18 protein-coding genes and 1 tRNA gene are annotated in these 25,149 nt (G+C 67.4%); 15 read left to right on the top strand and 4 right to left on the bottom strand.

The window, feature by feature from the left end; all coding sequences use genetic code 11:
* Positions 1-205 precede the first annotated feature (205 nt).
* From mlaD to FHS98_RS05640, 4 genes are all read right to left on the bottom strand, one after another.
* Positions 206-724 (bottom strand): outer membrane lipid asymmetry maintenance protein MlaD, encoded by a 519-nt coding sequence (gene mlaD, locus FHS98_RS05625; protein WP_167101289.1) that lies wholly within the window; start codon positions 722-724, stop codon positions 206-208.
* Between the two features lie 3 nt (positions 725-727).
* Positions 728-1,120 (bottom strand): NADH:ubiquinone oxidoreductase subunit NDUFA12, encoded by a 393-nt coding sequence (locus FHS98_RS05630; protein ID WP_167101292.1) that lies wholly within the window; start codon positions 1,118-1,120, stop codon positions 728-730.
* A gap of 184 nt (positions 1,121-1,304) precedes the next feature.
* Positions 1,305-1,856, bottom strand: a complete 552-nt coding sequence (locus FHS98_RS05635; RefSeq protein WP_167101295.1) for a cold-shock protein — start codon at positions 1,854-1,856, stop codon at positions 1,305-1,307.
* 202 nt (positions 1,857-2,058) lie between these two features.
* Positions 2,059-2,604 carry a RecX family transcriptional regulator gene (locus tag FHS98_RS05640; protein ID WP_167101298.1) on the bottom strand — a complete coding sequence of 182 codons (546 nt, stop codon included), beginning with the start codon at positions 2,602-2,604 and terminating at the stop codon, positions 2,059-2,061.
* Between the two features lie 173 nt (positions 2,605-2,777).
* On the opposite strand from FHS98_RS05640, the gene FHS98_RS05645 reads away from it, so the two are divergent.
* The 15 genes from FHS98_RS05645 (at position 2,778) to FHS98_RS05715 (ending at position 25,143) form a co-directional block, all read left to right on the top strand.
* Positions 2,778-4,529 (top strand): fatty acyl-AMP ligase, encoded by a 1,752-nt coding sequence (locus FHS98_RS05645; RefSeq protein WP_167101754.1) that lies wholly within the window; start codon positions 2,778-2,780, stop codon positions 4,527-4,529.
* Positions 4,530-4,641: 112 nt separating this feature from the next.
* On the top strand, positions 4,642-6,984 hold the full coding sequence (locus tag FHS98_RS05650) for an EAL domain-containing protein (protein WP_167101301.1): 2,343 nt from the start codon (positions 4,642-4,644) through the stop codon (positions 6,982-6,984).
* Between the two features lie 54 nt (positions 6,985-7,038).
* Positions 7,039-7,114 (top strand) — tRNA-Trp (locus tag FHS98_RS05655).
* 154 nt (positions 7,115-7,268) lie between these two features.
* The gene (secE, locus tag FHS98_RS05660) at positions 7,269-7,502 is read left to right on the top strand and encodes a preprotein translocase subunit SecE (protein WP_167101304.1); all 234 of its coding nucleotides are present in this window, start codon (positions 7,269-7,271) and stop codon (positions 7,500-7,502) included.
* 12 nt (positions 7,503-7,514) lie between these two features.
* Entirely contained in the window at positions 7,515-8,054 is a 540-nt protein-coding gene (nusG, locus tag FHS98_RS05665) for a transcription termination/antitermination protein NusG (RefSeq protein ID WP_167101307.1), read from the top strand.
* Between the two features lie 174 nt (positions 8,055-8,228).
* The gene (gene rplK / locus FHS98_RS05670; RefSeq protein ID WP_167101310.1) at positions 8,229-8,660 is read left to right on the top strand and encodes a 50S ribosomal protein L11; all 432 of its coding nucleotides are present in this window, start codon (positions 8,229-8,231) and stop codon (positions 8,658-8,660) included.
* 4 nt (positions 8,661-8,664) lie between these two features.
* The gene (rplA, locus tag FHS98_RS05675) at positions 8,665-9,360 is read left to right on the top strand and encodes a 50S ribosomal protein L1 (protein WP_167101313.1); all 696 of its coding nucleotides are present in this window, start codon (positions 8,665-8,667) and stop codon (positions 9,358-9,360) included.
* Positions 9,361-9,892: 532 nt separating this feature from the next.
* The gene (rplJ, locus tag FHS98_RS05680; protein WP_167101316.1) at positions 9,893-10,408 is read left to right on the top strand and encodes a 50S ribosomal protein L10; all 516 of its coding nucleotides are present in this window, start codon (positions 9,893-9,895) and stop codon (positions 10,406-10,408) included.
* A gap of 78 nt (positions 10,409-10,486) precedes the next feature.
* The gene (gene rplL / locus FHS98_RS05685; RefSeq protein WP_167101319.1) at positions 10,487-10,864 is read left to right on the top strand and encodes a 50S ribosomal protein L7/L12; all 378 of its coding nucleotides are present in this window, start codon (positions 10,487-10,489) and stop codon (positions 10,862-10,864) included.
* A gap of 282 nt (positions 10,865-11,146) precedes the next feature.
* Positions 11,147-11,887: a sulfotransferase family protein gene (locus FHS98_RS05690; RefSeq protein ID WP_208402026.1), complete on the top strand. Its 741-nt coding sequence runs from the start codon at positions 11,147-11,149 to the stop codon at positions 11,885-11,887.
* 45 nt (positions 11,888-11,932) lie between these two features.
* Entirely contained in the window at positions 11,933-13,360 is a 1,428-nt protein-coding gene (locus tag FHS98_RS05695) for a hypothetical protein (RefSeq protein WP_167101321.1), read from the top strand.
* A gap of 298 nt (positions 13,361-13,658) precedes the next feature.
* A complete protein-coding gene (gene rpoB, locus FHS98_RS05700) occupies positions 13,659-17,849 on the top strand; it encodes a DNA-directed RNA polymerase subunit beta (protein WP_167101324.1) in 4,191 nt (1,396 codons plus the stop codon).
* Positions 17,850-17,984: 135 nt separating this feature from the next.
* Entirely contained in the window at positions 17,985-22,259 is a 4,275-nt protein-coding gene (gene rpoC / locus FHS98_RS05705) for a DNA-directed RNA polymerase subunit beta' (protein WP_167101327.1), read from the top strand.
* A gap of 152 nt (positions 22,260-22,411) precedes the next feature.
* Positions 22,412-23,743, top strand: coding sequence for a chloride channel protein (locus tag FHS98_RS05710; protein WP_167101330.1), 1,332 nt, complete (start codon positions 22,412-22,414; stop codon positions 23,741-23,743).
* Positions 23,744-23,811: 68 nt separating this feature from the next.
* On the top strand, positions 23,812-25,143 hold the full coding sequence (locus FHS98_RS05715; protein ID WP_167101333.1) for an Nramp family divalent metal transporter: 1,332 nt from the start codon (positions 23,812-23,814) through the stop codon (positions 25,141-25,143).
* Positions 25,144-25,149 lie beyond the last annotated feature (6 nt).

Raw genomic sequence — 25,149 nt, forward strand, 5'->3', positions numbered from 1 at the left:
GGCTCATTGTCGCCGGCCGGCGCGGCCTTGCGCGCCTTGGCGGCGGGCGCGGCGTCGGCTGCCGGCGTGTCGTCGCTCGTGTCGCTGGCGTTGCCGAGCGGCAGCGCCGGCTTCTGCGATTCGGTTTCCTGGAGCGCCTCCACACCCTGCCAGGCCGCGACCCCGCCGAGCAGCAGGACCGCGACCGCGGTGGCGAAGCGGCGGGTCACGGCTGGGCCGCGGGCGCGGCCATGTTCGACGCGGGCGTGTCGCTCTTGGCGGCGCCGTCGCTGCCCGAGCGGTTGATGAACTGGCCCACCATGCTCATCAGGTCCACCGCGCCCTGCGTGTCGAGGATCGTGTCCCCATTCTTGAGCGGGGTCGAATCGCCGCCGGGGATCATCGAGATGTAATAGGCGCCGAGAAAGCCCTCGGAGGTGATCGCCGCGCTGCTGTCCGCCGGCAGCTTCACGCTGGGATCGAGCGCCAGCGTGGCTTCCGCCTGATAGGTCTTGGGATCGAGATGCAGCGAGGAGACCTGCCCGATCTTGAGGCCGGCGACGCGCACGTCGGTGCCGACGCTGACGCCGCTCGCGCTCGGGAACAGGGCCGTCACCTGCATGGCGTGGGATACCCGCCCGCCGCCGGTGCGCTGCCAGGACGTGTAGGCGAACCACACCGCGACGAGGACCACGAACAGACCGATCAGCGCCTCGGCGCCGTGCTCCTTCATCAGGTTACGCATGGCTCAGTTCGGGCTCCACGCCTCATAGTCGCCGGTCGCGGCGGCGCGCTTGCCGCCCGCTTCCAGCGCGCCGGCGGGGCGATAGGCCTCGCGCGTGCCGGTCAGATTGGCCTGCGGAGCGCCCTGCCACGCACGCGCCGGGGGCAGAGCCTTGTCCGGCGTGTCGGCCAGCGTGCCGTGCAGCCAGCCATGCCATTCCGGCGGCACGCGGCTCGCGTCGTTCGAACCGGAATAGATCACCCAGCGGCGCGGGTTGCCATGCACGTCCGTGCCGCCCTGGTAATAGACGTTACCAAGCGCGTCGGAGCCCATGCGGGCGCCCTTGCGGCGGGTGAACAGATTGGTGCTGACGCCTGCGCCGTCCCACCAGGTGAAGATGCTCTTCAGAAGGCCCATGACGGAGCGCTTAGCGCGGCCTCCCGGCGGCGGCAAGCGGCGGCTTCACGATTCCCGTCCCGATGCCGTTTCAGGGCCTTCCCGCCAGCCGCATTCCACCGGCACGCGCCCTCGCCCCGCCGAATCGACGACGCCATTGGGAACGGGAGGAAAAAGGATAGCGACGACGAAGGCCGCGCCGGGCTCAGTCTTCGGGCGGCAGCAGCAGCACCGCGAGCGGCCCCTTGGCCCCGGCGGCGATACGGGCGCGGAACGGCTGTTCGGGCACCAGATCGGCCAGCCCCGCGCGGCGGACCGTCTCCATATGCACGAAGATATCGGTCTGGTCGCCGTCCCGCATCAGGAAGCCATAGCCCTTGAGCCGGTTGAACCACTTCACGCGCACCGGCTCGGGCAGCCCCGCCGTCTCGATCAGCGGCACCGGATCGACATGCGTCGCCGCGCGCCGCGCCGCCGTCTCGAGATCCGGCCCGGTCGCGGTGGAGAGATCGAAGCTCACCAGCGAACGCGCCTGAAGCCCCCGCTCGCGATGAACGGCCAGGCATACCGCGCGGGCACCTTCGGGCAGGCTGCGGCGGCCGAACGGACGGAGCACGGAAAAATGCACGAGGACATCGCCCTCGCCATTGTCCCCCACCAGGAAACCGAAACCCCGTGTGGCGTCGAACCATTTGATCGCGCCGCTCACCTCGACTTCGGAGGCGTCTTCGTCTGAATCCGTATGAAACGCGGTCATCTCTGCGCTCGTGCAATGCGAAGTGGCGGGGTCGACAGATGACAACGCATGTAACGAACCTCCGCCAGCAACGGTGCCGTCACTTCCCTCATCAAACGCGCGGATGCCCTCTTGCATGACCAACAATCCCCCTACGCGTTACCTTAGCACGATTATTAGCGGAATCGATTGTAAATCTAGAGGGATCGCCTTCCGGGGTGGGTCAGTCGTCCCACGTTGGTACGTCGCCCGGCGCACTTTCCAATATTCGTTTCGTGCAGTCGAACGAGTGCCCCGCGCGCATCATGGCGGCGAAGGCGCGCCGCCGCGCCGCATCGTCCGGCACCGATGGCGCGAAGGGGCCGATATGGCGGCGCTCGGCGAAACGGAGCGCCGCTTCCCACGCCCCGTCTTCCGCCTGTCGCCGGGCGGTTTCGGCATCTTCGCCGGCGATGCCCAGCGCCGTGAGCGCACCGGCCAGCCTGCGCGCGCCATAGCCCTTGCGCGCCAGCGAACGCGCCCGCGCCTCGGCCAGCGTCCGGTCGTCGACATAGCCGAGCCCCGCGAAGCGTTCGACCAATGTCGCGGCCGCCTCCGCGCCGTTTTCGCCTTCTCCGCCCGCCCAGCCCCGCTCATCGAGCTTGCGGCACAGATAATCACGCAACCGCGCGCGGCTTGTCGCAAAGCGGCTGACATAGGCCAGCGCGAGGCGTTCAAGGCCGTCTGAATCGAGCGGCGGACGGGTGCTGGGCGGTCTTCGAAATGTCACTCGCCACGATTGTGCCACAGTCGGGCCGGAATTTGAACGCTGATCGCCTTGTAACGATACGGGATTGGATCATGGGCCGGTTGCGTCTAACAGGCTCGGTTGGAGTATTTGAGGAGATGCCGTCGGTGCGTCGACAGGTTGAGAGCACTGCCAGCACTGCGTATCGCGAGACGATGGCGAACTCGGGACAGGCGACGGACGCCGTTCTTGCGCCGACTGCGACCGGGGACGCATTGCCACGACGCATGGGGGACTTCGCCACGTTGGGCGAGGCGCTGGACTATGCCGCTTCGGGCTCGCGCGGGCTGAACTTCCACGACGCGCGCGGCGCCCTGACCGAGCCTTATCCTTATGCGCGCCTGCGTGAGGAAGCGCTGGCGAACGCGCATCGCCTCGTTGCCGCGGGCATCCGCCCCGGCGAGCGGATCGCGCTGGTGGCGCAGACGGGCGCGCATTTCGCCGCGCTGTTCTTCGGCGCGGTCTATGCCGGCGCCTGGCCGGTGCCGCTGCCGCTGCCGACGAGCTTCGGCGGCCGCGAATCCTATATCGACCAGCTTTCGGTGCAGCTCAAAAGCTCGGACCCGAAGATGCTGTTCTACCCGTCGGAGCTGGCGTCGATGGCGCACGCCGCCGCCGAGGCCGGCGGGGTCGAGGGCCTCACCTACGAAGATTTCATCGCGCGCCGCGCGCCCGCCGGCCCGTTGCCGCAGGCCGCCGCCGACGACATCGCCTATCTGCAATATTCGAGCGGCTCGACCCGCTTCCCGCACGGCGTCGCGATCACGCATCGCCAGCTTCTCGACAATCTGGCCGCCCATGGCCACGGCATGGACCTCCAGGAGAGCGACCGCTGCATCTCGTGGCTGCCCTGGTATCATGACATGGGGCTGGTCGGCTGCTTCCTGTCGCCGATCGCCAACCAGGTGTCGGTCGACTATCTGAAGACCGAGGATTTCGCCCGCCGTCCGCTGGCGTGGCTCGATCTCATCAGCCGCAACGAGGGCACCTCGCTCTCCTATTCGCCGACCTTCGGCTACGACATCTGCGCGCGCCGCATCGGCTCGCAGTCGGACGTGGCGGGCCGGTTCGACCTGTCGCGCTGGCGGCTGGCGGGCAACGGCGCGGACATGATCCGCCCGGACGTGATGCAGTCCTTCGTCGACGCCTTCGCGCCGGCGGGCTTCGACGCGCGCGCCTTCACGCCGAGCTACGGCCTCGCCGAGGCGACGCTCGCCGTGTCGATCATGCCGCCGGGCGAAGGCATCGTCGTCGAGCTGGTCGAGGAGACGCAGCTTTCGGGCGGCGACGTCTCGGCCCACCGGCCGCAGCGCTATCGCGCGATCGTCAACTGCGGCAAGCCGGTGCGCGGCATGAAGATCGAGATCCGCGAGGAAGACGGCACGCTGCTGCCCGAAAAGGCGATCGGCAAGGTGTGGTGCGCGGGCGGCTCGGTGATGGTCGGCTATTTCCGCGACGAGGAAGCGACCGAGGCCTGCATGAAGGACGGTTGGCTGGACACCGGCGACATGGGCTACATGTCGAACGGCTACATCTACATCGTCGGCCGCGCCAAGGACATGATCATCGTCAACGGCCGCAACCACTGGCCGCAGGACATCGAGTGGGCGGTCGAGCAGCTTCCGGGCTTCAAGGCGGGCGACATCGCCGCCTTCGCGATCACCACGCCGGGCGGTGAGGAGACCCCGGCCGTGCTCGTCCAGTGCCGTACTTCGGATCAGGCCGAGCGCGCCCGCCTGCGCGACGAAATTCGCGAGAAGGTGCGCGCGATCACCGGCATGAACTGCGTCGTCGAGCTGGTGCCGCCGCGCACCCTGCCGCGCACCAGCTCGGGCAAGCTCAGCCGCGCCAAGGCGCGTACCCTCTATCTGTCGGGCGAAATCCAGCCCTACGACATCGCGGCCTGATCGATGCCGGCCGGCGGCTCCTTGCGGGGTTGCCGGCCGCACGGCACGGTTTTCCCGGAAAATCGCCGGTCCGCTTACCGCGCAGTAAGATATGCCGCCTAATCCTCTGGCGGTGACAAGTCTGCGCCCCTCTCCGTCAGAGCGGATCAATCCGTCCTGGTCCTACACGCTGGGCCTTTCGGCCGGGCATGGCGACGCCTATGCCGCGCTCGCCGCGTCCCGTGCGGCGGCCATGCAGGTGCGGCGGCCCTTCTGGCTGCTGGTGCAGCTCGGCGCGGCGGCGGCCGTCGCCTCGTTCCGGGCGGAGGCGCTGGGCTGGACGATCCTCGCCCCCTGGCTCGCCGCGATCGTCGGCATCGTGGCGCTGGTCGCGCTGGGCACGCGGCGGAACCGCCCGGCGACCGCGCCGTGGCGCGATCCCGACGTGCTGGGCGGCCTGGCGCTCGGCATCTGCTGGGCGGTGGCGATGGCGCTGTTCACCGGCTCCTCCGGCAGCCTCGCCTCGATCACCCTGCTCGCGACCGGCGGCGCGTTGATGGCGGGGGCGATCACGCTGATGGCCCCGTCGCCGGGGGGCGGGCTCGGCTTCATCCCGGTCGTCGGCGCGGCATCGACCAGCGCGATGATCGCCATCGGCTGGACGGGGCTGGCGATCGTCTGCGGCCTGTTCGCCATCGCCATGACCGCGAGCTTCATCGCCACGACGCGGATGCTGATCGACCGGATCACCGCCGAGCAGGCGCTGGGCGGCAAGGAGGACGTCATCAGCCTGCTGCTCCGCGAATTCGAGGATTCGGGCGCGGACTGGCTGTGGCGCACCGACGCCAACAAATGCCTCGTCGACGTCTCCCCCCGCCTCGCGCGCCTGTTCGGACGGCCGCGCAGCGCGCTGGAGGGACAGGCCCTCCTCGCCCTCCTCGCCGGCGACGGGTGGGACAGCGGCGACATCGCGCCCGGCATCCGCACGCTCGCCGACAAGCTGCGCCTGCGCGAGAGCTTCCGCGATCTGATCGTGCCGATCTCGGTGGGCGGCGATCCCCGCTGGTGGTCGCTCTCGGCCGCCCCCCGGCGCGACGAGCGGGGAACCCTGGTGGGCTTCTGGGGCGTCGGCACCGACGTGACGGAGCGGCATCGCTCGGCCGAGCGGATCGACCGCATGGCCCGCTACGACGCGCTCACCGGCCTCGCCAACCGCGCCCATGTGATCGAGGCGCTCGGCCGCGCGCTGCGCGACGGGCATCATGAGGGCCACCGCTCGACGCTGATGCTGATCGACCTCGATCGCTTCAAGCAGATCAACGACACGCTGGGCCATCCGGTGGGCGACAAGCTGCTGGTCGAGGTGGCCAGGCGCCTCACCGCACTGCTCCGCCCCGAGGAGCGCTGCGGCCGCCTCGGCGGCGACGAGTTCGCGGTGGTGATCGGCGACGCCTCCGATCGCGATCGCGTGGATCGCCTCGCCAAGGCCATCGTCGAGGGGCTGAGCGCGCCGTTCGAGATCGACGACCATGTCCTCCACATCGGCGGCAGCGTCGGCTCGGCGACGGCGCCGCGCGACGGCCGCGCGGTGGAGATGCTGCTGCGCAACGCCGACCTCGCGCTCTATCGCGCCAAGGACGACGGGCGCGGCGTCCACCGCCGCTACGAGCCGCAGCTCCATGCCGAGGCCGAGAAGCGCCGCTGCATCGAGGTGGCGCTGCGCGACGCGCTGGAGCGGGGCGAGCTGCGCCTCGTCTACCAGCCGATCGTCGAGGCGGCACAGGGCAGCCTCGCCGGGTTCGAGGCCTTCCTGCGCTGGAATCACCCGGAGCTGGGCAATGTCTCGCCCGATATCTTCATCCCCATCGCCGAGGAAGCGCGCCTGATCGGCCGCATCGGGGATTGGGTGATGCACTCCGCCTGCCGCGACGCCGCGACCTGGCCCGAGCATGTCCGCGTCAGCGTCAACATGGCGCCGGCCCAGCTCCGCGATCCGCAACTGCCGGCGACGATCGTCTCCGCCCTCTCCCATTCCGGGCTCACCCCCAACCGGCTTGAGCTGGAGATCGCGGAAGAGGTGTTCGTCCACGATGGCGGCATCACCGATGTGGTGGACCGGCTGCTCGCCATCGGCGTCAGGATCGCGCTCGACGATTTCGGCACCGGCCGCTCCTCGCTCGGCTATCTGCGCAAGGGCCGCTTCTCGACCGTGAAGATCGACCGCAGCTTCGTGCGCGGCGCGACCGGCAATGCCGCCGAGAGCATCGCCATCGTCCGCTCGATCGTCGCCATGGCGGATTCGCTCGGCATGGCGACGATCGCGGAAGGGGCGGAAACGCGCGGCGAATATGAACGGATGCGGGCGCTCGGATGCCGGCTGGTGCAGGGCTGGCTGGTCGGCCAGCCGGTCGATCCGCGCGCGGCGGCGGAGCTGGCGCGGGTGGCGCCGGAAGAACGTATCGCGCGTATGCATTGATGCCTTGCGCACCCCGCCGCCCCTCGCTACAGACGCCTTCCGCTCCCGACCCGTAGGAGTGTAGCTCAGCTGGTAGAGCATCGGTCTCCAAAACCGAGGGCCGGGGGTTCGAATCCCTCCACTCCTGCCATTCCTCGGATGGCGGACAGGGTCGGAAGGCAGGTGTTAGAGCGAGGCCAGGGCGCCGCCGCCCCTGTCAGGGGATACGGCGCCTGCGGCCTCTTGTGTCGTTGATGGAAGCCCGTGCATCGCGGGGGCCGCCATCGTTGGGAAGGTTTGATCGCGTGGCGAGGACGACGGAGAATGGCGGCGGGATCGGCGGAATGATCCGTTCCGTGCCCGAGTTCATCCAGCAGGTGCGTACCGAGACCGCGAAGGTCACCTGGCCCACCCGCAAGGAAACGATGATGACCGCCGTGATGGTGCTCGTCATGACGAGCCTGCTCGCGATTTTCTTCCTCGGGGTGGATCAGCTCTTCAACACGCTCGCACAGCTTCTGCTCAAGCTGGTCGCGTAAGGAATTAACGGCATGTCGCGCTGGTACATCATCCACGCCTATTCGGGTTTCGAGAACAAGGTGAAGGAGGCGATCCTCGCCGACGCCACCCGGCTGGGCCTCGAGCAGCTCGTCGAGGCCGTCGAGGTGCCGACCGAGAAGGTCACCGAGGTTCGCCGCGGCAAGAAGGTGACGTCGGATCGCAAGTTCTTCCCCGGCTATGTGCTGGCGAAGCTCAACATGAACGACGACGTCTACCACCTCGTGCGCAACACGCCGAAGGTGACGGGCTTCCTCGGCTCGTCGGGCAAGCCGCAGCCGATCAGCGACGCCGAGGCGAACCGCATCCTCTCCACCAAGGAAGAGGCCGCGACGCAGGCGCCGAAGCAGAAGCTCAAGGTCGATTTCGACATCGGCGATCAGGTGAAGGTGCTGGACGGCCCGTTCGCCTCGTTCAACGGCGTCGTCGAAGAGCTGGATTTCGATCGCGCCCGCGTGAAGGTGTCGGTGTCGATCTTCGGCCGCGCCACCCCGGTCGAGCTGGAGTTCGAGCAGGTCGAGCGCGTCAAGTAAAGTTACAGCGTCACCCCGGATCTGATCCGGGATCCAGAGCCGCAAGCGCCGTCGCATGACGCTCTGGATGCTGACTTCCGTCAGCATGACGGAACAGGTTTCCGGTGCGAGCCGGGAAAGTCCGCGGGAGGCTCCTCGGGGCCGTCAACACCGCTAAGCCATTAGGAGGACACAATGGCGAAGAAGATTACGGGTTATATCAAGTTGCAGGTCGCCGCCGGCGCCGCCAATCCCTCGCCGCCGATCGGCCCGGCGCTGGGCCAGCGCGGCGTGAACATCATGGAGTTCTGCAAGGCGTTCAACGCCGCGACGAACGACCTTGAGAAGGGTATGCCGATCCCGACGATCATCACCGTCTATGCGGATCGCAGCTTCTCGTTCATCACGAAGACGCCGCCGGCCTCGTTCCTCATCAAGAAGGCCGTCGGCCTGAAGTCGGGCTCGAAGAATCCGGGCAAGGAAGTCGCGGGCAAGATCAAGCGCTCGCAGCTCGCCGAGATCGCTCAGGTCAAGATGAAGGATCTGAACGCCGCGGACATCGAAGCCGCGACCAAGACGATCGAAGGCTCGGCCCGCGCGATGGGCCTCGAAGTGGTGGAGGGCTGAGACCATGGCCAAGCTGACCAAGAAGGCGAAGACCCTCGCCACCGCCGTTGACGCCGAGAAGCTGTACGGCGTGAACGACGCGATCGCGCTCGCCAAGGCGAACGCCACCGCGAAGTTCGACGAGACGATCGAAGTCGCCGTCAACCTCGGCGTCGATCCGCGCCATGCCGACCAGATGGTCCGCGGCGTCGTGACGCTGCCGAAGGGCACCGGCAAGACCGTGCGCGTCGGCGTGTTCGCCCGCGGCCCGAAGGCCGAGGAAGCCAAGGCGGCCGGTGCGGACGTCGTGGGCGCCGAAGACCTGCTGGAGCTGGTCCAGGGCGGCACGATCGATTTCGATCGCTGCATCGCCACGCCGGACCTGATGGGTCTGGTCGGCCGTCTCGGCAAGATCCTCGGTCCGAAGGGCATGATGCCGAACCCGAAGCTCGGCACCGTGACCATGAACGTCGGTGAAGCCGTGAAGGCCGCCAAGGGCGGCCAGATCGAATACCGCGTCGAGAAGGCCGGCATCATCCACTCGGGCATCGGCAAGGCGTCGTTCCCGGCGGAAGACCTGCGCGCGAACTTCGACGCGCTGCTGGACGCGCTGGTGAAGGCCAAGCCGGCCGGCGCCAAGGGCAAGTATGTCAAGAAGATCGCTGTCTCGTCCACGATGGGCGCCGGCATCAAGGTCGACACCGCCGAGGTGGCCGCCTGATCCTTCCTCCCCGCGTTCCGCGCGGGGAGACGGATACCGCAAGCGCGCCCCGCGAGACATCTCGCGGGGCGCGTTTTCGTTTGGGCATCTTTCGTCATCCTGACGAAGGTCAGGATCCATTCCCGCTCCGCCAGATCATTGAGCGCTGCGCGAATGGATCCCGGCCTCCGCCGGGATGACGATGAATTATACCTTTCCACACCTTTCAAGCGTGACGCGGTTGCCTTTCCCCGCTATAGGCCACACCCGAATCGGCTCCGCTCCTCGGAACGGGGCCGTTGTACCGTCCGAGACTACAGCTGGGGCCTGCCCCTTAATGCGGCTGTATAGGCGGGGAAGAGTTTTGCCGGGTCGGCCAGCGATGGCTTCCCGGGTCTGCCCAGTGCGACGTCTTTCGGGGCCCCGTGCCTCTCAGGACCGAGCGCGACACAGATGACAATCCCCCCGGACGGGCTGTGAAGCGGCGTATCGGCTTCATGGCTCAACGGCCGGTTTGCACGTTCGCAAGCCGGCATACGATGTGGAGATTGGCATGGATCGCACTCAGAAGTCCGAGCTGGTCGCCGAGCTGAACCGCACTTTCTCCGAGAGCGGCGTGGTGGTTGTCACCCGCAATCTCGGCCTCACCGTCGCGCAGTCCACTGCGCTCCGCGTGAAGATGCGTGAAGCTGGCGCGAGCTACAAGGTTGCCAAGAACCGCCTCGCCCGTATCGCTGCCGAAGGCACGTCGTACACCACCATCAGCAACCTGCTGACGGGTCCGACCGCGCTTTCGACCTCCGCCGATCCGGTGGCGGCCGCCAAGGCCGTCGTCGAATTCGCGAAGACCACCGACAAGCTCGAAATTGTCGGCGGCGCGATGGGGGACACCGTCCTCGACGTGAATGGCGTGAAGGCGCTCGCCGAGCTGCCTTCGCTGGACGCGCTGCGCGCCAAGATCGTGGGCCTCATCCAGGCTCCCGCGACCAAGGTCGTCCAGATCGTTCAGGCGCCCGCTGGCCAGTTGGCCCGCGTGTTCAACGCCTATGCGGAGAAGGACGCGGCCTGATTTCCTCAGGCCGAGGCTTTTCTTTCGACCGAATGAAAACGTTTTGGGGCCGAAGCGCCCCGCACATGGAGAATACACATGGCTGACCTGCAGAAGATCGTCGACGACCTGTCCGCTCTGACCGTTCTCGAGGCCGCTGAGCTCTCGAAGCTGCTCGAAGAGAAGTGGGGCGTCTCGGCCGCCGCCGCCGTTGCGGTTGCCGCTCCGGCCGCTGGTGGCGCCGGCGCCGCCGCCGCTGAAGAGAAGACCGAGTTCGACGTGATCCTCACCGGCGACGGTGGCAAGAAGATCAACGTCATCAAGGAGATCCGCGCGATCACCGGTCTCGGCCTGACCGAAGCCAAGGCGCTCGTCGAGGGTGCCCCGAAGGCGGTCAAGGAAGGCGCGTCGAAGGACGAAGCCGAGAAGATCAAGAAGCAGCTCGAGGAAGCCGGCGCGACCGTCGAGCTCAAGTAATCCGACGCGCTTCGGCGCACAGGATTCGCCCGGCTGCGGCCGGGTTCGAAGCGAAAAGAAGGGCGGCCCGGCAACGGGTCGCCCTTTTTTGCGTCCGGCCTGAAACATGCGCCGTCCGGCGGGATACCGGGCGTTTCGTTCCCGCCTTCCGGCTTTCGTTGCAGCACCGCACGCCGGCCCAACATGGCCGCAACATGACGAAACATTGAGGCAAGGCGGCGCGTTCATCACCGCCTCATGGGTCCGACAACAAGCGAGCCGCGCCTTGGCGCTCGGCGTGGGATGGCCTGTCGCCTTTTCGGCGTCAGGCTGGTCAGCGACATTCACGAGCGCGCCTGCGATCTCGGCCTGCCCCTCCCCGCCGGACGCGGGCGGCGCGACCGGATCGACCGGATCGAGGCGGCCGGGCTGCTCTTCATCCACATCCCCAAGGCGGCCGGCATGTCGATCAGCCAGGCGCTCTACGGCACGCAGGTGAAGCATCTCTCGATCCGGCTCGGCCGGCGGATGGAAGGCGGCCGCCTCGCCCGCCTGCCGAGCTTCGCGGTGCTGCGCGATCCGGCGGCGCGCTTCCTTTCCGCCTATCGCTACGGCCTTGCGGGCGGCAGCGCGATCAACCAGGTGGCGGAGAATTTCCGCGCGCTCTATCGCGGCTTCCGCTCGGTCGACGAGGCGCTGGACCATGTCGAGCAGGCGCGCAGCCCCTATGCGGTCGATCACATCTACCGCCCGCAGAGCTGGTACGTCACCGACGCCAGGGGCCGGATCGCGGTCGACCAGTTGCTGACGCTCGACGATCTGCCCGATCTGCCCCGGCTCGTGCCCGGCTTCCCGAATCGCGTGCTGCCCTGCCTCAACCGCAGCCGGCCGATGGACCTGCCGCTCTCGGCCCGCCAGCTCGCGCGGCTGCGCACGCTCTATGCGGACGATTTCGCCCTGTGGGAGCGGGTGACCCCCGGCACGGCGGAATGGCCGGCCACCCTCCCCCCGATACGCACCGGGGCGACGCTCGTCCCCGGTTAAGGGACGCTTGCGCTCGTCCGGCGCGGCTGCTCTGGAGGGCGCGTCATGATCGACCAGCCGCCCTCCGCCTTCCATCCTCGCGCCGGCCGGCCGTTCGCCGTCGCGGCGGCGTTGCTCGGGCTGGCGCAGCTCGCGCTCTTCTATCCGGGCATCGCGAGCTACGACATCGTCTTCGCTTATGGCGAGTGGATGGCCCATGCGGTCAGCGACTGGCATCCGCCCGTGCTGATCCGGCTGTGGCAGGGGCTGGCGGGCCTCGGCCTGCCCGGATTGGGCTCGCTCTATCTGCTCCAGACGCTGCTGCTGTGGCTCGGCCTCGGCCTGCTCGCGGTGGCGCAGGCGCGCGCGGGGCGGCGCCGGTCGGCGGCGCTGCTGCTGCTTGTCGGCGTGCTGCCGCCGGTATCCGGCTGGATGGCCGAAGTGCTGAAGGACACGCAGCTCACCGCCGCGCTGGTCGCCGCGACGGGCGTGGTCGGCCACTATCGGCTGCGCGGCCGGCCGATGCCGCCGGCCGCCGTGGCCGGTGCGGCGCTGCTGCTGCTCTATGCGACGCTGCTCCGGCAGAACGCGCTGTTCAGCACCCTTCCGCTGGCCGCCGGGCTCGCGATCGGAGAGCGCCGGGGGCGTCAGGCGGCCCGCCCGGCGATGCTGGCCGGCGGACTGGCGCTGCTCGTCGCGCTGCTGGCGCCGGCGATCAACCATCGCCTGTTCGACGCCCGGCCCGCCCATGCCGAGCGCTCGGCCCAGCTCTACGACATGGCGGGCATCGCCCATTTCGCGGGACTTGCGACGATCCCCGGCATCCCGCCGGCGATGTGGGCGGAGGCGGAACGGCGCGGCTGCTACACGCCCTATGCGTGGGACAGCTATGACATGCCCGCCACCTGCCCACCGATCTGGGCCGCGATCCGCGACCGCCCGCTGACCGCCGACTGGCTGGCGCTGATCGCCCGCCACCCGATCGCCTATGCCGAGCATCGCCTCGCCCATTTCAACACCACGCTCCGCTTCCTGACCGCCCGGCAGGAGCCCCGTGCCGCCTCCCAGAAGCGCTCGACGCCCAATCCCTGGGGCCTCGGCCTCGGCGAGAGCCGGGCGGCGGCGATCAGCTTCAAGGTGCAGTCGATCTTCGCGGCGAGCCCGCTCGGCTGGCCCATCGCCTGGGCGGCGCTCGGCCTGTCGCTGCTGTGGATGGGCGCGGCCCTGCCCCGCTCCCCCCGCCGCGACCTCGCGCTGGCGCTTGCGGCCTCCGCCCTCGTGCAGATGGCGAGCTTCCTCGTCGTCAGCGTCGCCGCCGATTTCCGCTATCACCACTGGCCGATCACGGCGATCGCGATGGCGACGGCCTTGCTGGCGGGGGAGCCGCTCCCCATCTCCCGCGTGCGGCGGGCGGGCCTCGCCCTCCTCGCCCTCTGCCTCGTCACCGGCGCGGCGCGTCTGGCGCTCGTGCCGCACTGGCCGGCGGGTTTCTGAGATACCCCCTTCCCTTCCGGCCCCAAGCTTCTATATAGGCTCTATCCGACATCAAAGGCTTGGCGCTCGTCCGTATGACGCGTGCCCGGCCGCCCGCCCCGCCTCCGGGACACGATCCGCCTTGCGCAACGGATCGCGACGAATGGGAGACGAGGGCCGGGTCAGACGAGTGCAGCAGTGCGGTCCCGACAGCCCGGGTCCGCACTTTTTTGCGTGGACTCCACCCGGAGGACCGCAAACGGCTGTGGGAATGCTGGGAGGCATTCCACGACGACATTGATTGCGAGGACGGACCACAATGGCCAGCCAGCCTATCCCACCCCACATGATCGCCGGTGCGAAGAAGCGCATCCGCAAGGTGTTCGGCAACATCCACGAAGTGGTGCAGATGCCGAACCTGATCGAGGTCCAGCGCGAAAGCTACGAGCAGTTCCTGCGCTCCGACCCGTCGATCGGCTATGTGTCCGGGCTGGAGAAGACGCTGCGCAGCGTGTTCCCGATCCGCGATTTCGCCGGCACCGCCGAGCTGGACTTCGTCAACTACGAGCTCGAAGAGCCGAAGTATGACGTCGAGGAATGCCGCCAGCGCGGCATCACCTATGCCGCCCCGATGCGCGTCACGCTGCGCCTGATCGTGTTCGAGGTGGACCCGGATACCGAGACCCGTTCGGTCCTCGATATCAAGGAGCAGGACGTCTACATGGGCGACATGCCGCTCATGACGCAGAACGGCACCTTCTTCGTCAACGGCACCGAGCGCGTCATCGTCTCGCAGATGCACCGTTCGCCGGGCGTGCTGTTCGACCATGATCGCGGCAAGACCCATGCGTCCGGCAAGTATCTCTTCGCCGCCCGCGTGATCCCGTATCGCGGCTCGTGGCTGGATTTCGAGTTCGACGCCAAGGACATCGTCAACGTCCGTATCGACCGCAAGCGCAAGCTGCCGGTGACGACGTTGCTCTATGCGCTCGGCCTGAATGGCGAGGAGATCCTCAACCACTTCTACAAGACGCAGACCTATGTCCGCGGCGAAGGCGGCTGGAAGGTTCCGTTCGTCGTCGAGAACTGGCGCGGCCAGAAGCCGATGTTCGACGTCGTCAACGCCGACACCGGCGAGGTCGTTTTCCCGGCCGGCACCAAGATTTCCCCGCGCGCCGCGAACAAGGCGGGCAAGGACGGTCTCCAGACCCTGCTGATCCCGACCGAGGAAATCTTCGGCCGTTACTCGGCCTATGACCTCATCAACGAGTCCACCGGCGAGATCTACATCGAAGCCGGCGACGAAGTGACCGAGGAGAACCTCGCCAAGCTCGACGCCACCGGCATCGAGGATCTGGTGCTGCTCGACATCGATCACATCTCGACGGGCGCGTGGATTCGCAACACGCTGAAGGCCGACAAGGTCGAGGAGCGCGATCATGCGCTGTCCGAGATCTATCGCGTCATGCGCCCCGGCGAGCCGCCGACGAAGGAAACCGCCGAGGCCCTCTTCGCCGGCCTGTTCTTCGATCCCGAGCGCTATGACCTCTCGGCCGTGGGCCGCGTGAAGCTCAACATGCGCCTCGACCTCGACGTCGAGGACACCGTCACGACGCTCCGCACCGAGGACATTCTCGAGGTCGTCAAGACGCTCGTGAACCTCAAGGACGGCAAGGGCGAGATCGACGACATCGACAATCTCGGCAACCGCCGCGTGCGTTCGGTGGGCGAGCTGCTCGAGAACCAGTATCGCGTCGGCCTGCTCCGCATGGAGCGCGCCGTGAAGGAGCGCATGTCGTCCGTGGACGTGTCCACGGTGATGCCGAACGACCTCATCAACGCGAAGCCCGCCGTGGCCGCGGTGCGCGAGTTCTTCGGCTCCTCGCAGCTCTCGCAGTTCATGGACCAGACCAACCCGCTCTCCGAAGTGACGCACAAGCGTCGCGTCTCGGCGCTCGGGCCGGGCGGCCTCACCCGCGAGCGCGCGGGCTTCGAGGTCCGCGACGTCCACCCGACGCACTATGGCCGCATCTGCCCGATCGAGACGCCGGAAGGCCCGAACATCGGCCTCATCAACTCGCTCGCGTCGTTCAGCCGCGTGAACAAGTATGGCTTCATCGAGACGCCGTACCGCAAGGTGATCGACAACAAGGTGACCAACGAGGTCGTCTATCTGTCGGCGATGGAAGAGGCCAAGCACACGATCGCCCAGGCCAACGCCGAGGTGAACGCGGACGGCACCTTCGCCGAGGATCTGATCTCGGCGCGTGAAGCCGGCGAGTTCCTGATGGCCCCGCGCGATCAGATCACGCTGATGGACGTCAGCCCCAAGCAGCTCGTCTCGGTCGCCGCGTCGCTCATTCCGTTCCTGGAGAACGACGACGCCAACCGCGCGCTGATGGGCTCGAACATGCAGCGTCAGGCGGTTCCGCTCGTCCGCGCCGAGGCCCCCTTCGTGGGCACCGGCATGGAAGAGACGGTGGCGCGTGACTCGGGCGCCGCGATCGGCGCGAAGCGTGCGGGCATCGTCGACCAGGTCGACGCCGGCCGCATCGTGATCCGCGCCACCGACGAGGTGGAGCCGGGCAAGTCGGGCGTGGACATCTACACGCTGATGAAGTTCCAGCGCTCCAACCAGTCGACCTGCATCAACCAGCGCCCGCTGGTGAAGGTGGGCGAGACCGTCCGCAAGGGCGAGATCATCGCCGACGGCCCGTCGACCGAGATGGGCGAGCTGGCGCTCGGCCGGAACACGCTCGTCGCGTTCATGCCGTGGAACGGCTACAACTACGAGGACTCGATCCTCATCTCCGAGCGCATCGTGAAGGACGACGTGTTCACGTCGATCCACATCGAAGAGTTCGAGGTGATGGCCCGCGACACCAAGCTCGGGCCGGAGGACATCACCCGCGACATCCCCAACGTGGGTGAAGAGGCGCTGCGCAACCTCGACGAGGCCGGCATCGTCTATGTCGGTGCCGAGATCGAGCCGGGCGACATCCTCGCCGGCAAGATCACGCCGAAGGGCGAGAGCCCGATGACGCCGGAAGAGAAGCTTCTGCGCGCCATCTTCGGCGAAAAGGCCTCGGACGTCCGCGACACCTCGCTGCGTCTGCCGCCGGGCGTCTCGGGCACCGTCGTCGACGTGCGCGTGTTCAACCGCCACGGCGTCGACAAGGACGAGCGCGCGCTGGCGATCGAACGCGAGGAGATCGACCGTCTCGCCAAGGACCGCGAGGACGAGCGCGCCATCCTGAACCGCGCCACCTTCACGCGCCTCCAGCCGATGCTGGCGGGGCAGATCGCGGCGTCGGGTCCGAAGGGCATCAAGAAGGGCACCGAGATCACCAACGAGATGCTTCTCGAGGTCGAGAAGCGCGAGTGGTGGAAGTTCGCGGTGGCCGACGATGCCGTCCAGGCCGATCTCGAAGCGGTGAAGGCGCAGTATGACGACGCCGTCGGCGTCCTCCAGAAGCGCTATGAGGATCGCGTCGAGAAGCTCCAGCGCGGCGACGAGCTGCCGCCGGGCGTGCTGAAGATGGTCAAGGTCTTCGTCGCCGTGAAGCGCAAGCTTCAGCCGGGCGACAAGATGGCCGGCCGTCACGGCAACAAGGGCGTTATCTCGCGCATCCTGCCGATCGAGGACATGCCGTTCCTAGAGGACGGCACGCATGTCGACATCGTGCTGAACCCGCTGGGCGTGCCGTCGCGCATGAACGTCGGCCAGATCTTCGAGACGCACCTGGGCTGGGCTTCGCGCGGTCTGGGCAAGCAGATCACCGAGGCTCTGGAGCAGTGGCGCGAGAGCGACGAAGGTCGCCTCTACACCGAAGGCAAGCTGAACAATGTCTATGAGAAGCTCGCGGATGCCCCGCAGGCGGTGAAGGACCGCCTGAAGGACGTCTATGGCGAGCAGTATCATGCCGACATCGACAGCCGTTCGGCCGAAGAGATCATCGAGATGGCGGGCCTGCTGAAGAACGGCGTGCCGATGGCCACCCCGGTGTTCGACGGCGCCCGCGAAGCGGACGTGTCGGCGATGCTCACCAAGGCGGGCTACGACACCTCGGGCCAGTCGACGCTGTATGATGGCCGCACCGGCGACGCCTTCGATCGCAAGGTGACGGTGGGCTACATCTACATGCTGAAGCTGCACCACCTCGTGGACGACAAGATCCACGCGCGCTCGATCGGGCCGTACTCGCTCGTCACCCAGCAGCCGCTGGGCGGCAAGGCGCAGTTCGGCGGTCAGCGCTTCGGTGAAATGGAAGTGTGGGCGCTCCAGGCCTATGGCGCCGCCTACACCCTCCAGGAGATGCTGACGGTGAAGTCCGACGACGTGGTCGGCCGCACCAAGGTCTATGAGGCGATCGTCAAGGGCGACGACACCTTCGAGGCCGGCATCCCCGAGAGCTTCAACGTGCTCGTCAAGGAAATGCGCTCGCTGGGCCTCAACGTCGAACTCCTCAACAACGAGGATGGCGACGGTCTGGCCGAGGCCGCGGAGTAAGCAATCCTCCCCTCCCTGCGTGCAGGGAGGGGATCGAGGGGTGGGTGCCTCGCGGCATGCGCGACGCCCGCCCCGGACCGACCCACCCCCGGCCCCTCCCTTGTCAGGGAGGGGAGTTGGATGAGGGACAGATTTATGAACGAGATGACCAATTTCGCCAATCCGCTCGCGAAGCCGGAGACGTTCGATCAGATCAAGATCGGCATCGCCTCGCCCGAGCGCATCCGCTCCTGGTCGTTCGGCGAGATCAAGAAGCCGGAAACCATCAACTACCGCACGTTCAAGCCCGAGCGTGACGGCCTGTTCTGCGCGCGCATCTTCGGCCCGATCAAGGACTATGAGTGCCTGTGCGGCAAGTACAAGCGCATGAAGTACAAGGGCATCGTCTGCGAGAAGTGCGGCGTCGAGGTTACCGTCTCGAAGGTCCGCCGCGAGCGGATGGGCCATATCGAGCTGGCGGCGCCCGTCGCCCACATCTGGTTCCTGAAGTCGCTGCCGTCGCGCATCGGCCTGCTGCTCGACATGCAGCTCAAGCAGCTTGAGCGCATCCTCTACTTCGAGGCCTATGTGGTCATCGAGCCGGGCCTCACCCCGCTCGAGAAGTATCAGCTCCTCACCGAGGACGAGCTGCTGACCGCGCAGGACGAGTATGGCGAGGACGCCTTCTCGGCCGGCATCGGCGCCGAGGCCGTGAAGCAGATGCTGATCGACCTCGACCTCGAGGGCGAGCGTGACGAGCTGCTCAAGGAGCTGGCGGTCACCAAGTCCGAGCTGAAGCCGAAGAAGATCATCAAGCGCCTCAAGGTCGTCGAGAGCTTCATCGAATCCGGCAACCGCCCGGAATGGATGATCCTCGACGTCGTTCCGGTCATCCCGCCGGAACTGCGCCCGCTCGTGCCGCTCGACGGCGGTCGTTTCGCGACGTCGGATCTCAACGATCTGTATCGCCGCGTCATCAACCGTAACAACCGTCTGAAGCGCCTGATGGAACTGCGCGCGCCGGACATCATCGTCCGCAACGAAAAGCGCATGTTGCAGGAGGCCGTCGACGCGCTGTTCGACAATGGCCGCCGCGGCCGCACCATCACGGGCGCCAACAAGAGGCCCCTGAAGTCGCTGTCCGACATGCTCAAGGGCAAGCAGGGCCGCTTCCGTCAGAACCTTCTCGGCAAGCGCGTGGACTATTCGGGCCGTTCGGTGATCGTGACCGGCCCGGAGCTGAAGCTCCACCAGTGCGGCCTGCCGAAGAAGATGGCGCTCGAGCTGTTCAAGCCGTTCATCTACGCCCGCCTCGACGCCAAGGGTCTCTCCATGACCCTGAAGCAGGCCAAGAAGTGGGTCGAGAAGGAGCGCAAGGAAGTCTGGGACATCCTCGACGAAGTTATTCGCGAGCACCCCGTCCTCCTGAACCGCGCGCCGACGCTCCACCGCCTCGGCATCCAGGCGTTCGAGCCCGTGCTGATCGAGGGCAAGGCGATCCAGCTTCACCCGCTGGTCTGCTCGGCCTTCAACGCCGACTTCGACGGCGACCAGATGGCCGTCCACGTCCCGCTTTCGCTGGAAGCCCAGCTCGAAGCGCGCGTGCTGATGATGTCGACCAACAACATCCTGAGCCCTGCGAACGGCAAGCCGATCATCGTGCCGTCGCAGGACATGGTGCTGGGCCTCTATTACCTCTCGCTCTCCAAGGAGAACGAGCCGGGTGAGGGCATGGCGCTCGCCAACATGACCGAGGTCCACCAGGCCCTGTACAACAAGGCGGTGACGCTCCACACCAAGATCGTCTCGCGCATCCCGCAGACGGACGAGGACGGCAACCAGTACCTCAAGCGCTACGAGACGACGCCGGGCCGTATGCTCATCGGCGAATGCCTGCCGAAGAGCCACAAGGTGCCCTTCGAGACCGTGAACCGCGTTCTCACCAAGAAGGACATCGGCGACGTCATCGACGAAGTCTATCGCCACACCGGCCAGAAGGAGACGGTGCTGTTCGCGGACGCGATCATGGCGCTCGGCTTCCGTCACGCGTTCCAGGCCGGCATCTCGTTCGGCAAGGACGACATGGTGATCCCGGCGGCGAAGGATCCGCTGGTCGAGGAGACGCGCCTGCTCGTGAAGGATTACGAGCAGCAGTATCAGGACGGCCTCATCACCCAGCAGGAAAAGTACAACAAGGTGATCGACGCCTGGTCGCGCTGCGGCGACCGTGTGGCGGCCGAGATGATGAAGGAGATCCAGGCGGTCAAGCACGAGGATTCCGGGCGCGAGAAGCCGATGAACGCCATCTACATGATGGCGCATTCGGGCGCCCGTGGTTCGGCCGCCCAGATCAAGCAGCTCGCCGGTATGCGCGGCCTCATGGCCAAGCCGTCGGGCGAGATCATCGAGACGCCGATCATCTCGAACTTCAAGGAAGGCCTGACCGTCCTTGAATATTTCAACTCGACCCACGGTGCTCGTAAGGGTCTCGCGGATACGGCGCTCAAGACGGCGAACTCGGGTTACCTGACCCGCCGTCTGGTCGACGTGTCGCAGGACTGCACGATCGTCGAGATCGATTGCCAGACCGAGCGTTCGCTGGAGATGAAGGCGATCGTCCAGGGCGGCGCCACCATCGCGTCGCTCGGCGAGCGTATCCTGGGCCGCACCACGGCCGAGGACATCATCGATCCGAAGACCGGCGAAGTCGTCATCCCGCAGGGCACCCTGCTGGACGAAGCGATGATCGCGCAGGTCGAGGCGCTGGCGCCGCCGTCGCTCCAGATCCGCTCGCCGCTCGTCTGCGAGTCGATCGGTGGCGTCTGCGCCACCTGCTACGGCCGTGACCTCGCCCGCGGTACGCCGGTGAACATCGGCGAAGCGGTCGGCGTCATCGCGGCGCAGTCGATCGGCGAGCCGGGCACGCAGCTCACCATGCGGACCTTCCACATCGGTGGCGCGGCGCAGCTCAACGAAACGTCGAACCTCGAGGCGGTGGCCGACGGCACGATCGAGTATCGCGACATGCCCACGATCGTCGATCCGCGTGGTCGCCGCGTCGTGATGTCGCGCTCGGGCGAGATCGCGCTCATCAGCATGGACGGTCGCGAACTGGCGACGCACCGCATCCCCTACGGCGCGCATCTGATGCACACCGACGGCGCGGTCGTCACCAAGGGCGAGCGCCTGGCGGAGTGGGATCCGTTCATGATGCCGGTCATCACCGAGAAGGCCGGTACGGTGAAGTATCAGGATCTCATCGAGAACTCGACGCTCACCGAGCAGACCGACGAAGCCACCGGCATCGCCCAGAAGGTCGTCATCGAGTATCGCGCCACCAGCCGGAAGGAAGATCTCCGTCCGCGCCTGACGCTGCTCGACGGCAATTCGGGCGAGGCCGCGCGCTACATGCTGGCGCCGGGCGCGATGCTCTCGGTCGAGGACGGCCAGCAGGTGCAGGCGGGTGAGGTTCTCGCCCGTGTGTCCCGCGAAGCCGCCAAGACCCGCGACATCACCGGCGGTCTGCCGCGCGTCGCCGAGCTGTTCGAGGCGCGCAAGCCGAAGGAGAACGCGATCATCGCGAAGGTCTCCGGCCGCGTCGAGTTCGGCAAGGATTACAAGGCCAAGCGCAAGATCATCATCCGCCCGGACGATGGTCAGGAGCCGGTCGAGTATCTGGTGCCGAAGTCGAAGGTGATCGACGTTCAGGAAGGCGATCACGTCAAGCGTGGCGACAACCTGATCGGCGGCTCGCCCGATCCGCACGACATCCTCGAGGTGCTCGGCATCGAGCCGCTCGCGGCCTATCTCGTGTCGGAAATCCAGGAAGTGTATCGACTTCAGGGCGTGAAGATCAACGACAAGCACATCGAGACGATCGTTCGTCAGATGCTGCTCAAGGTCGAGATCACGGCGGCCGGCGACACCACCTTCCTGCCGGGCGAGCAGGTCGAGAAGGAGGACATGGAAGCGGTCAATCGCAAGATGATCGCGGAAGGCCTCCAGCCGGCCGAGGGCAAGCCGATCCTGCTCGGCATCACCAAGGCGTCGCTCCAGACCCGCTCGTTCATCTCGGCGGCGTCGTTCCAGGAGACGACCCGCGTGCTGACCGAGGCCTCGGTGCAGGGCAAGGTCGACGAGCTGAACGGTCTCAAGGAGAACGTGATCGTCGGTCGCCTGATCCCCGCCGGCACCGGTGCGGGTATGCAGCGCCTGCGCGTGGCGGCCTCGTCGCGCGACGCGGCGCTGCGTGCCCAGCAGCGCGCGTTCGAGGCAGCGATCGCCGCCCCGAACTCGGCCGCCGAGGAGCATGAGGCCGAGCTGAAGCGCAGCCCGCGCGACAGCGTCGGCACCGGCGACGATGCGCTGGCCGAGGTTGTGCCCTCGGGCCACGGCACCGATGCCGATGCGGGCGATTATCTGAACGACTGATCGTTTCGACGATCCCGTTCGGGTCGAGACAGAGCCCCTCCCGTGAGCGATCACGGGAGGGGTTTTGTTTTTTTGGGGAAGGGAAAAGGAAAAGCTGGCATTTGAACAGCATGAGGGGTGCATCCCGCCATCCCAGTGGATAAAGCGGCGCCATGTCCGAATCTGCACCATCCGAAGCCGCCGGTCCTTCGATCGATCGCCCGAAGCAGCGGCAGCGGATGGATCGCATCAAGCTGCTCACACGCCGCCACGGCCCGGCGGCTCCCATATGGCGCAAGCGCGCCGCGATCGTTTCCGGCGCGATCGCGCTCGGCCTGACCGCGCTTCTGTTCGCGCGGCTGGCGGATGAGGCGAATGCCCTGTTCCGGCAATTCGTCCGTGTGTGGTGGTGGGCGCCGCTGATCGCCACGCCGGCCGTGTTCGGCGGGCTGGTGTGGATCACGCGGCGCGTCGCTCCGGCGGCGCGCGGATCGGGCATCCCGCAGATCATGGCGGCGCGCCTCGATCCGAACGGCGCTATGAACTCCCTCGCATCGGCCCGGACGGCGGCCGTGAAGTTTCTGGTGACGCTCGTCGCCCTGCTGGTTGGCGCTTCGGTGGGGCGCGAAGGGCCTACCGTTCAGATCTCGGCGACGATCATGGCCTATGCCCACCGGCTGTTCCGCGTGCCGATCCGGGCCTCGGTGATGGTGGCGGGCGGCGCGGCAGGGGTGGCGGCGGCGTTCAACACCCCGCTCGCCGGGGTGACCTTCGCCATCGAGGAACTCGCCGCCGCCTACGATCAGCGCATGACGTTGCTGGTCATGACGGCGGTGCTGATCTCCGGCATGGTCAGCCTCGGCATCGCGGGCGACTATGTCTATTTCGGCGCGATGGGGGATACGCTGCCGATCGGCCGCGCCATCGTCGTGACGCTGGTGGCGGGCGTGACGGGCGGATTGACGGGCGGGCTGTTCGCGCGGGCGATGCTGGCATTCGCCGGTTCCCGCTGGCGGCCGTTCGCAGCAATGCGCGCCCATCCCGTCGCCCTCGCGATCGGCGCCGGCCTGGTGGTGGCCGCGCTCGGCTGCTCGACGCAGATGACGTGGGGCACCGGCTATCAGCCCGCGCGCATGATTATCCTGGGCCATCATGCGCCGCTGTGGTTCGGGGCCGCCAAATTCCTGGCGACGCTCGCCACCGCCGTATCGGGGATGCCGGGCGGCATTTTCGCGCCGTCGCTCGCAACGGGGGCCGGTCTGGGAGACATGCTCCGCACGCTCTTCCCGGCCTCGGCCGCGGGGCCGGTCATCCTGCTCGGCATGATCGGCTATTTCACCGGGGCCGTGCGGGCTCCCCTGACCGCCGTGGTGATTATCTCGGAAGCGACCGCCAGCCATAGCCTGCTGCTGCCGCTGCTCGCCACCGCCCTGGTGGCGGACGCGACATCCAGCCTCGTTTGCCGGGAACGGCTATATCACGGCCTCTCGCGGAGCTTCACATAAGCCCGCGAGAGGAATCGGGCGTTTCCTGCCCCCTATCCCTCCCCCATCCGAGCCGCCATAACCGCGCCATGGCAACCGTCCTCGGCCTCTCGCTTCCCGATCGCGCCACCGCGCCCTTCTGCCCGTCCGAGGTGGAAGGCAGCATCGCCGTTCCGAAATCCGCCCCGATCGGGCAAAGGATCGCGCGGTTCGCCGGCCCCGGAATGCTCGTCGCGGTCGGCTATATGGACCCCGGCAACTGGGCCACCGACATCGCCGCCGGCTCGGGATACGGCTTCGACCTGCTGTTCGTGCTGGTCGGCGCCAGCCTCGCGGCGATCCTGCTCCAGTCGCTCGCGCTCCGGCTCGGCATGGCCTCGGGGCTCGACCTCGCGCAGGCCTGCCGCCGGCGCTACGGCCGCGTCCCCAATTTCGCGCTGTGGGCGCTGGCGGAGATCGCCATCCTCGCCACCGACGTCGCCGAGGTGCTGGGCGGCGCGCTCGCCATCAAGCTGCTGCTGGGGCTACCGCTGTGGGCGGGCATATTGCTCACCGCGTTCGACATGCTGCTGGTCGTCGGCCTCAAGGGGCGCGGCTTCCGGCAGGTGGAGGCGATCGTCACCGGCCTCGTCGCCACCATCGCGCTCTGCTTCCTGATCGAGCTGTGGATCGTCCCGCCGGATTTCCACGCCGTCGCGCAGGGGCTGATCCCGGATACCGGGCGGCTCGCCCAGCCCGGCGCGCTGACGATCGCCATCGGGATCATCGGCGCGACCGTGATGCCGCACAATCTCTACCTCCACTCCAGCATCGTGCAGACCCGCGAGATTCCCGGCGGCGAGGCCGAAAAGCGCGCCGCGATCCGCATCGCCAACTGGGATTCGGGCATCTCGCTGTTCCTCGCGATGCTGGTGAACGCGGGCATCCTCGCGCTCGCGGCGGGGGCCTTCCACGCGACGGGGCACACCCAGATCGCCGAGATCGACGACGCCTATCATCTGCTCGAACCGATCACCGGCGCCAAGGCGGCCGGCCTGTTCTTCGGCATCGCGCTGCTCGCCTCGGGCCAGAGCAGCACGTTCACCGGCACGATCGCGGGGCAGGTGACCCTCGAAGGCTTCCTGAAGCTCAAGATCCCCTGCTGGCAGCGGCGCGTCATCACGCGGGTCATCGCGATCATCCCGGCGATGCTGGGGGTGATCCTGCTGGGGGATCATGGCGTCGGGCCGATGCTGGTGGTGAGCCAGATCGTCCTGTCGCTCCAGCTCCCCTTCGCGATCTGGCCGCTGATCCGCGCGGCGGGGGACAAAGGGATCATGGGCGGCCTCGCGGCGGGGCCGCTTCCGATCGCCGTCGCGTGGGGATTGTTCGCGATGCTTTCGGCGGCAAATCTGTGGCTTCTCGCCAGCCTTGCCGGCTGACATCTT

Source organism: Sphingomonas oligoaromativorans, from assembly GCF_011762195.1.
Lineage (GTDB): Bacteria > Pseudomonadota > Alphaproteobacteria > Sphingomonadales > Sphingomonadaceae > Solisphingomonas > Solisphingomonas oligoaromativorans.

What these genes read in the sequence shown, in the direction of transcription:
- FHS98_RS05635 (WP_167101295.1), bottom strand. Translation starts at nt 1,856, where the DNA reads ATGACCGCGTTTCATACGGATTCAGACGAAGACGCCTCCGAAGTCGAG.
- rplJ (WP_167101316.1), top strand. Translation starts at nt 9,893, where the DNA reads ATGGATCGCACTCAGAAGTCCGAGCTGGTCGCCGAGCTGAACCGCACT.
- mlaD (WP_167101289.1), bottom strand. Translation starts at nt 724, where the DNA reads ATGCGTAACCTGATGAAGGAGCACGGCGCCGAGGCGCTGATCGGTCTG.
- rpoC (WP_167101327.1), top strand. Translation starts at nt 17,985, where the DNA reads ATGAACGAGATGACCAATTTCGCCAATCCGCTCGCGAAGCCGGAGACG.
- rpoB (WP_167101324.1), top strand. Translation starts at nt 13,659, where the DNA reads ATGGCCAGCCAGCCTATCCCACCCCACATGATCGCCGGTGCGAAGAAG.
- FHS98_RS05645 (WP_167101754.1), top strand. Translation starts at nt 2,778, where the DNA reads ATGGCGAACTCGGGACAGGCGACGGACGCCGTTCTTGCGCCGACTGCG.
- rplK (WP_167101310.1), top strand. Translation starts at nt 8,229, where the DNA reads ATGGCGAAGAAGATTACGGGTTATATCAAGTTGCAGGTCGCCGCCGGC.
- nusG (WP_167101307.1), top strand. Translation starts at nt 7,515, where the DNA reads ATGTCGCGCTGGTACATCATCCACGCCTATTCGGGTTTCGAGAACAAG.
- FHS98_RS05715 (WP_167101333.1), top strand. Translation starts at nt 23,812, where the DNA reads ATGGCAACCGTCCTCGGCCTCTCGCTTCCCGATCGCGCCACCGCGCCC.
- rplA (WP_167101313.1), top strand. Translation starts at nt 8,665, where the DNA reads ATGGCCAAGCTGACCAAGAAGGCGAAGACCCTCGCCACCGCCGTTGAC.
- FHS98_RS05630 (WP_167101292.1), bottom strand. Translation starts at nt 1,120, where the DNA reads ATGGGCCTTCTGAAGAGCATCTTCACCTGGTGGGACGGCGCAGGCGTC.
- FHS98_RS05690 (WP_208402026.1), top strand. Translation starts at nt 11,147, where the DNA reads ATGGCCTGTCGCCTTTTCGGCGTCAGGCTGGTCAGCGACATTCACGAG.
- rplL (WP_167101319.1), top strand. Translation starts at nt 10,487, where the DNA reads ATGGCTGACCTGCAGAAGATCGTCGACGACCTGTCCGCTCTGACCGTT.
- FHS98_RS05710 (WP_167101330.1), top strand. Translation starts at nt 22,412, where the DNA reads ATGTCCGAATCTGCACCATCCGAAGCCGCCGGTCCTTCGATCGATCGC.
- FHS98_RS05695 (WP_167101321.1), top strand. Translation starts at nt 11,933, where the DNA reads ATGATCGACCAGCCGCCCTCCGCCTTCCATCCTCGCGCCGGCCGGCCG.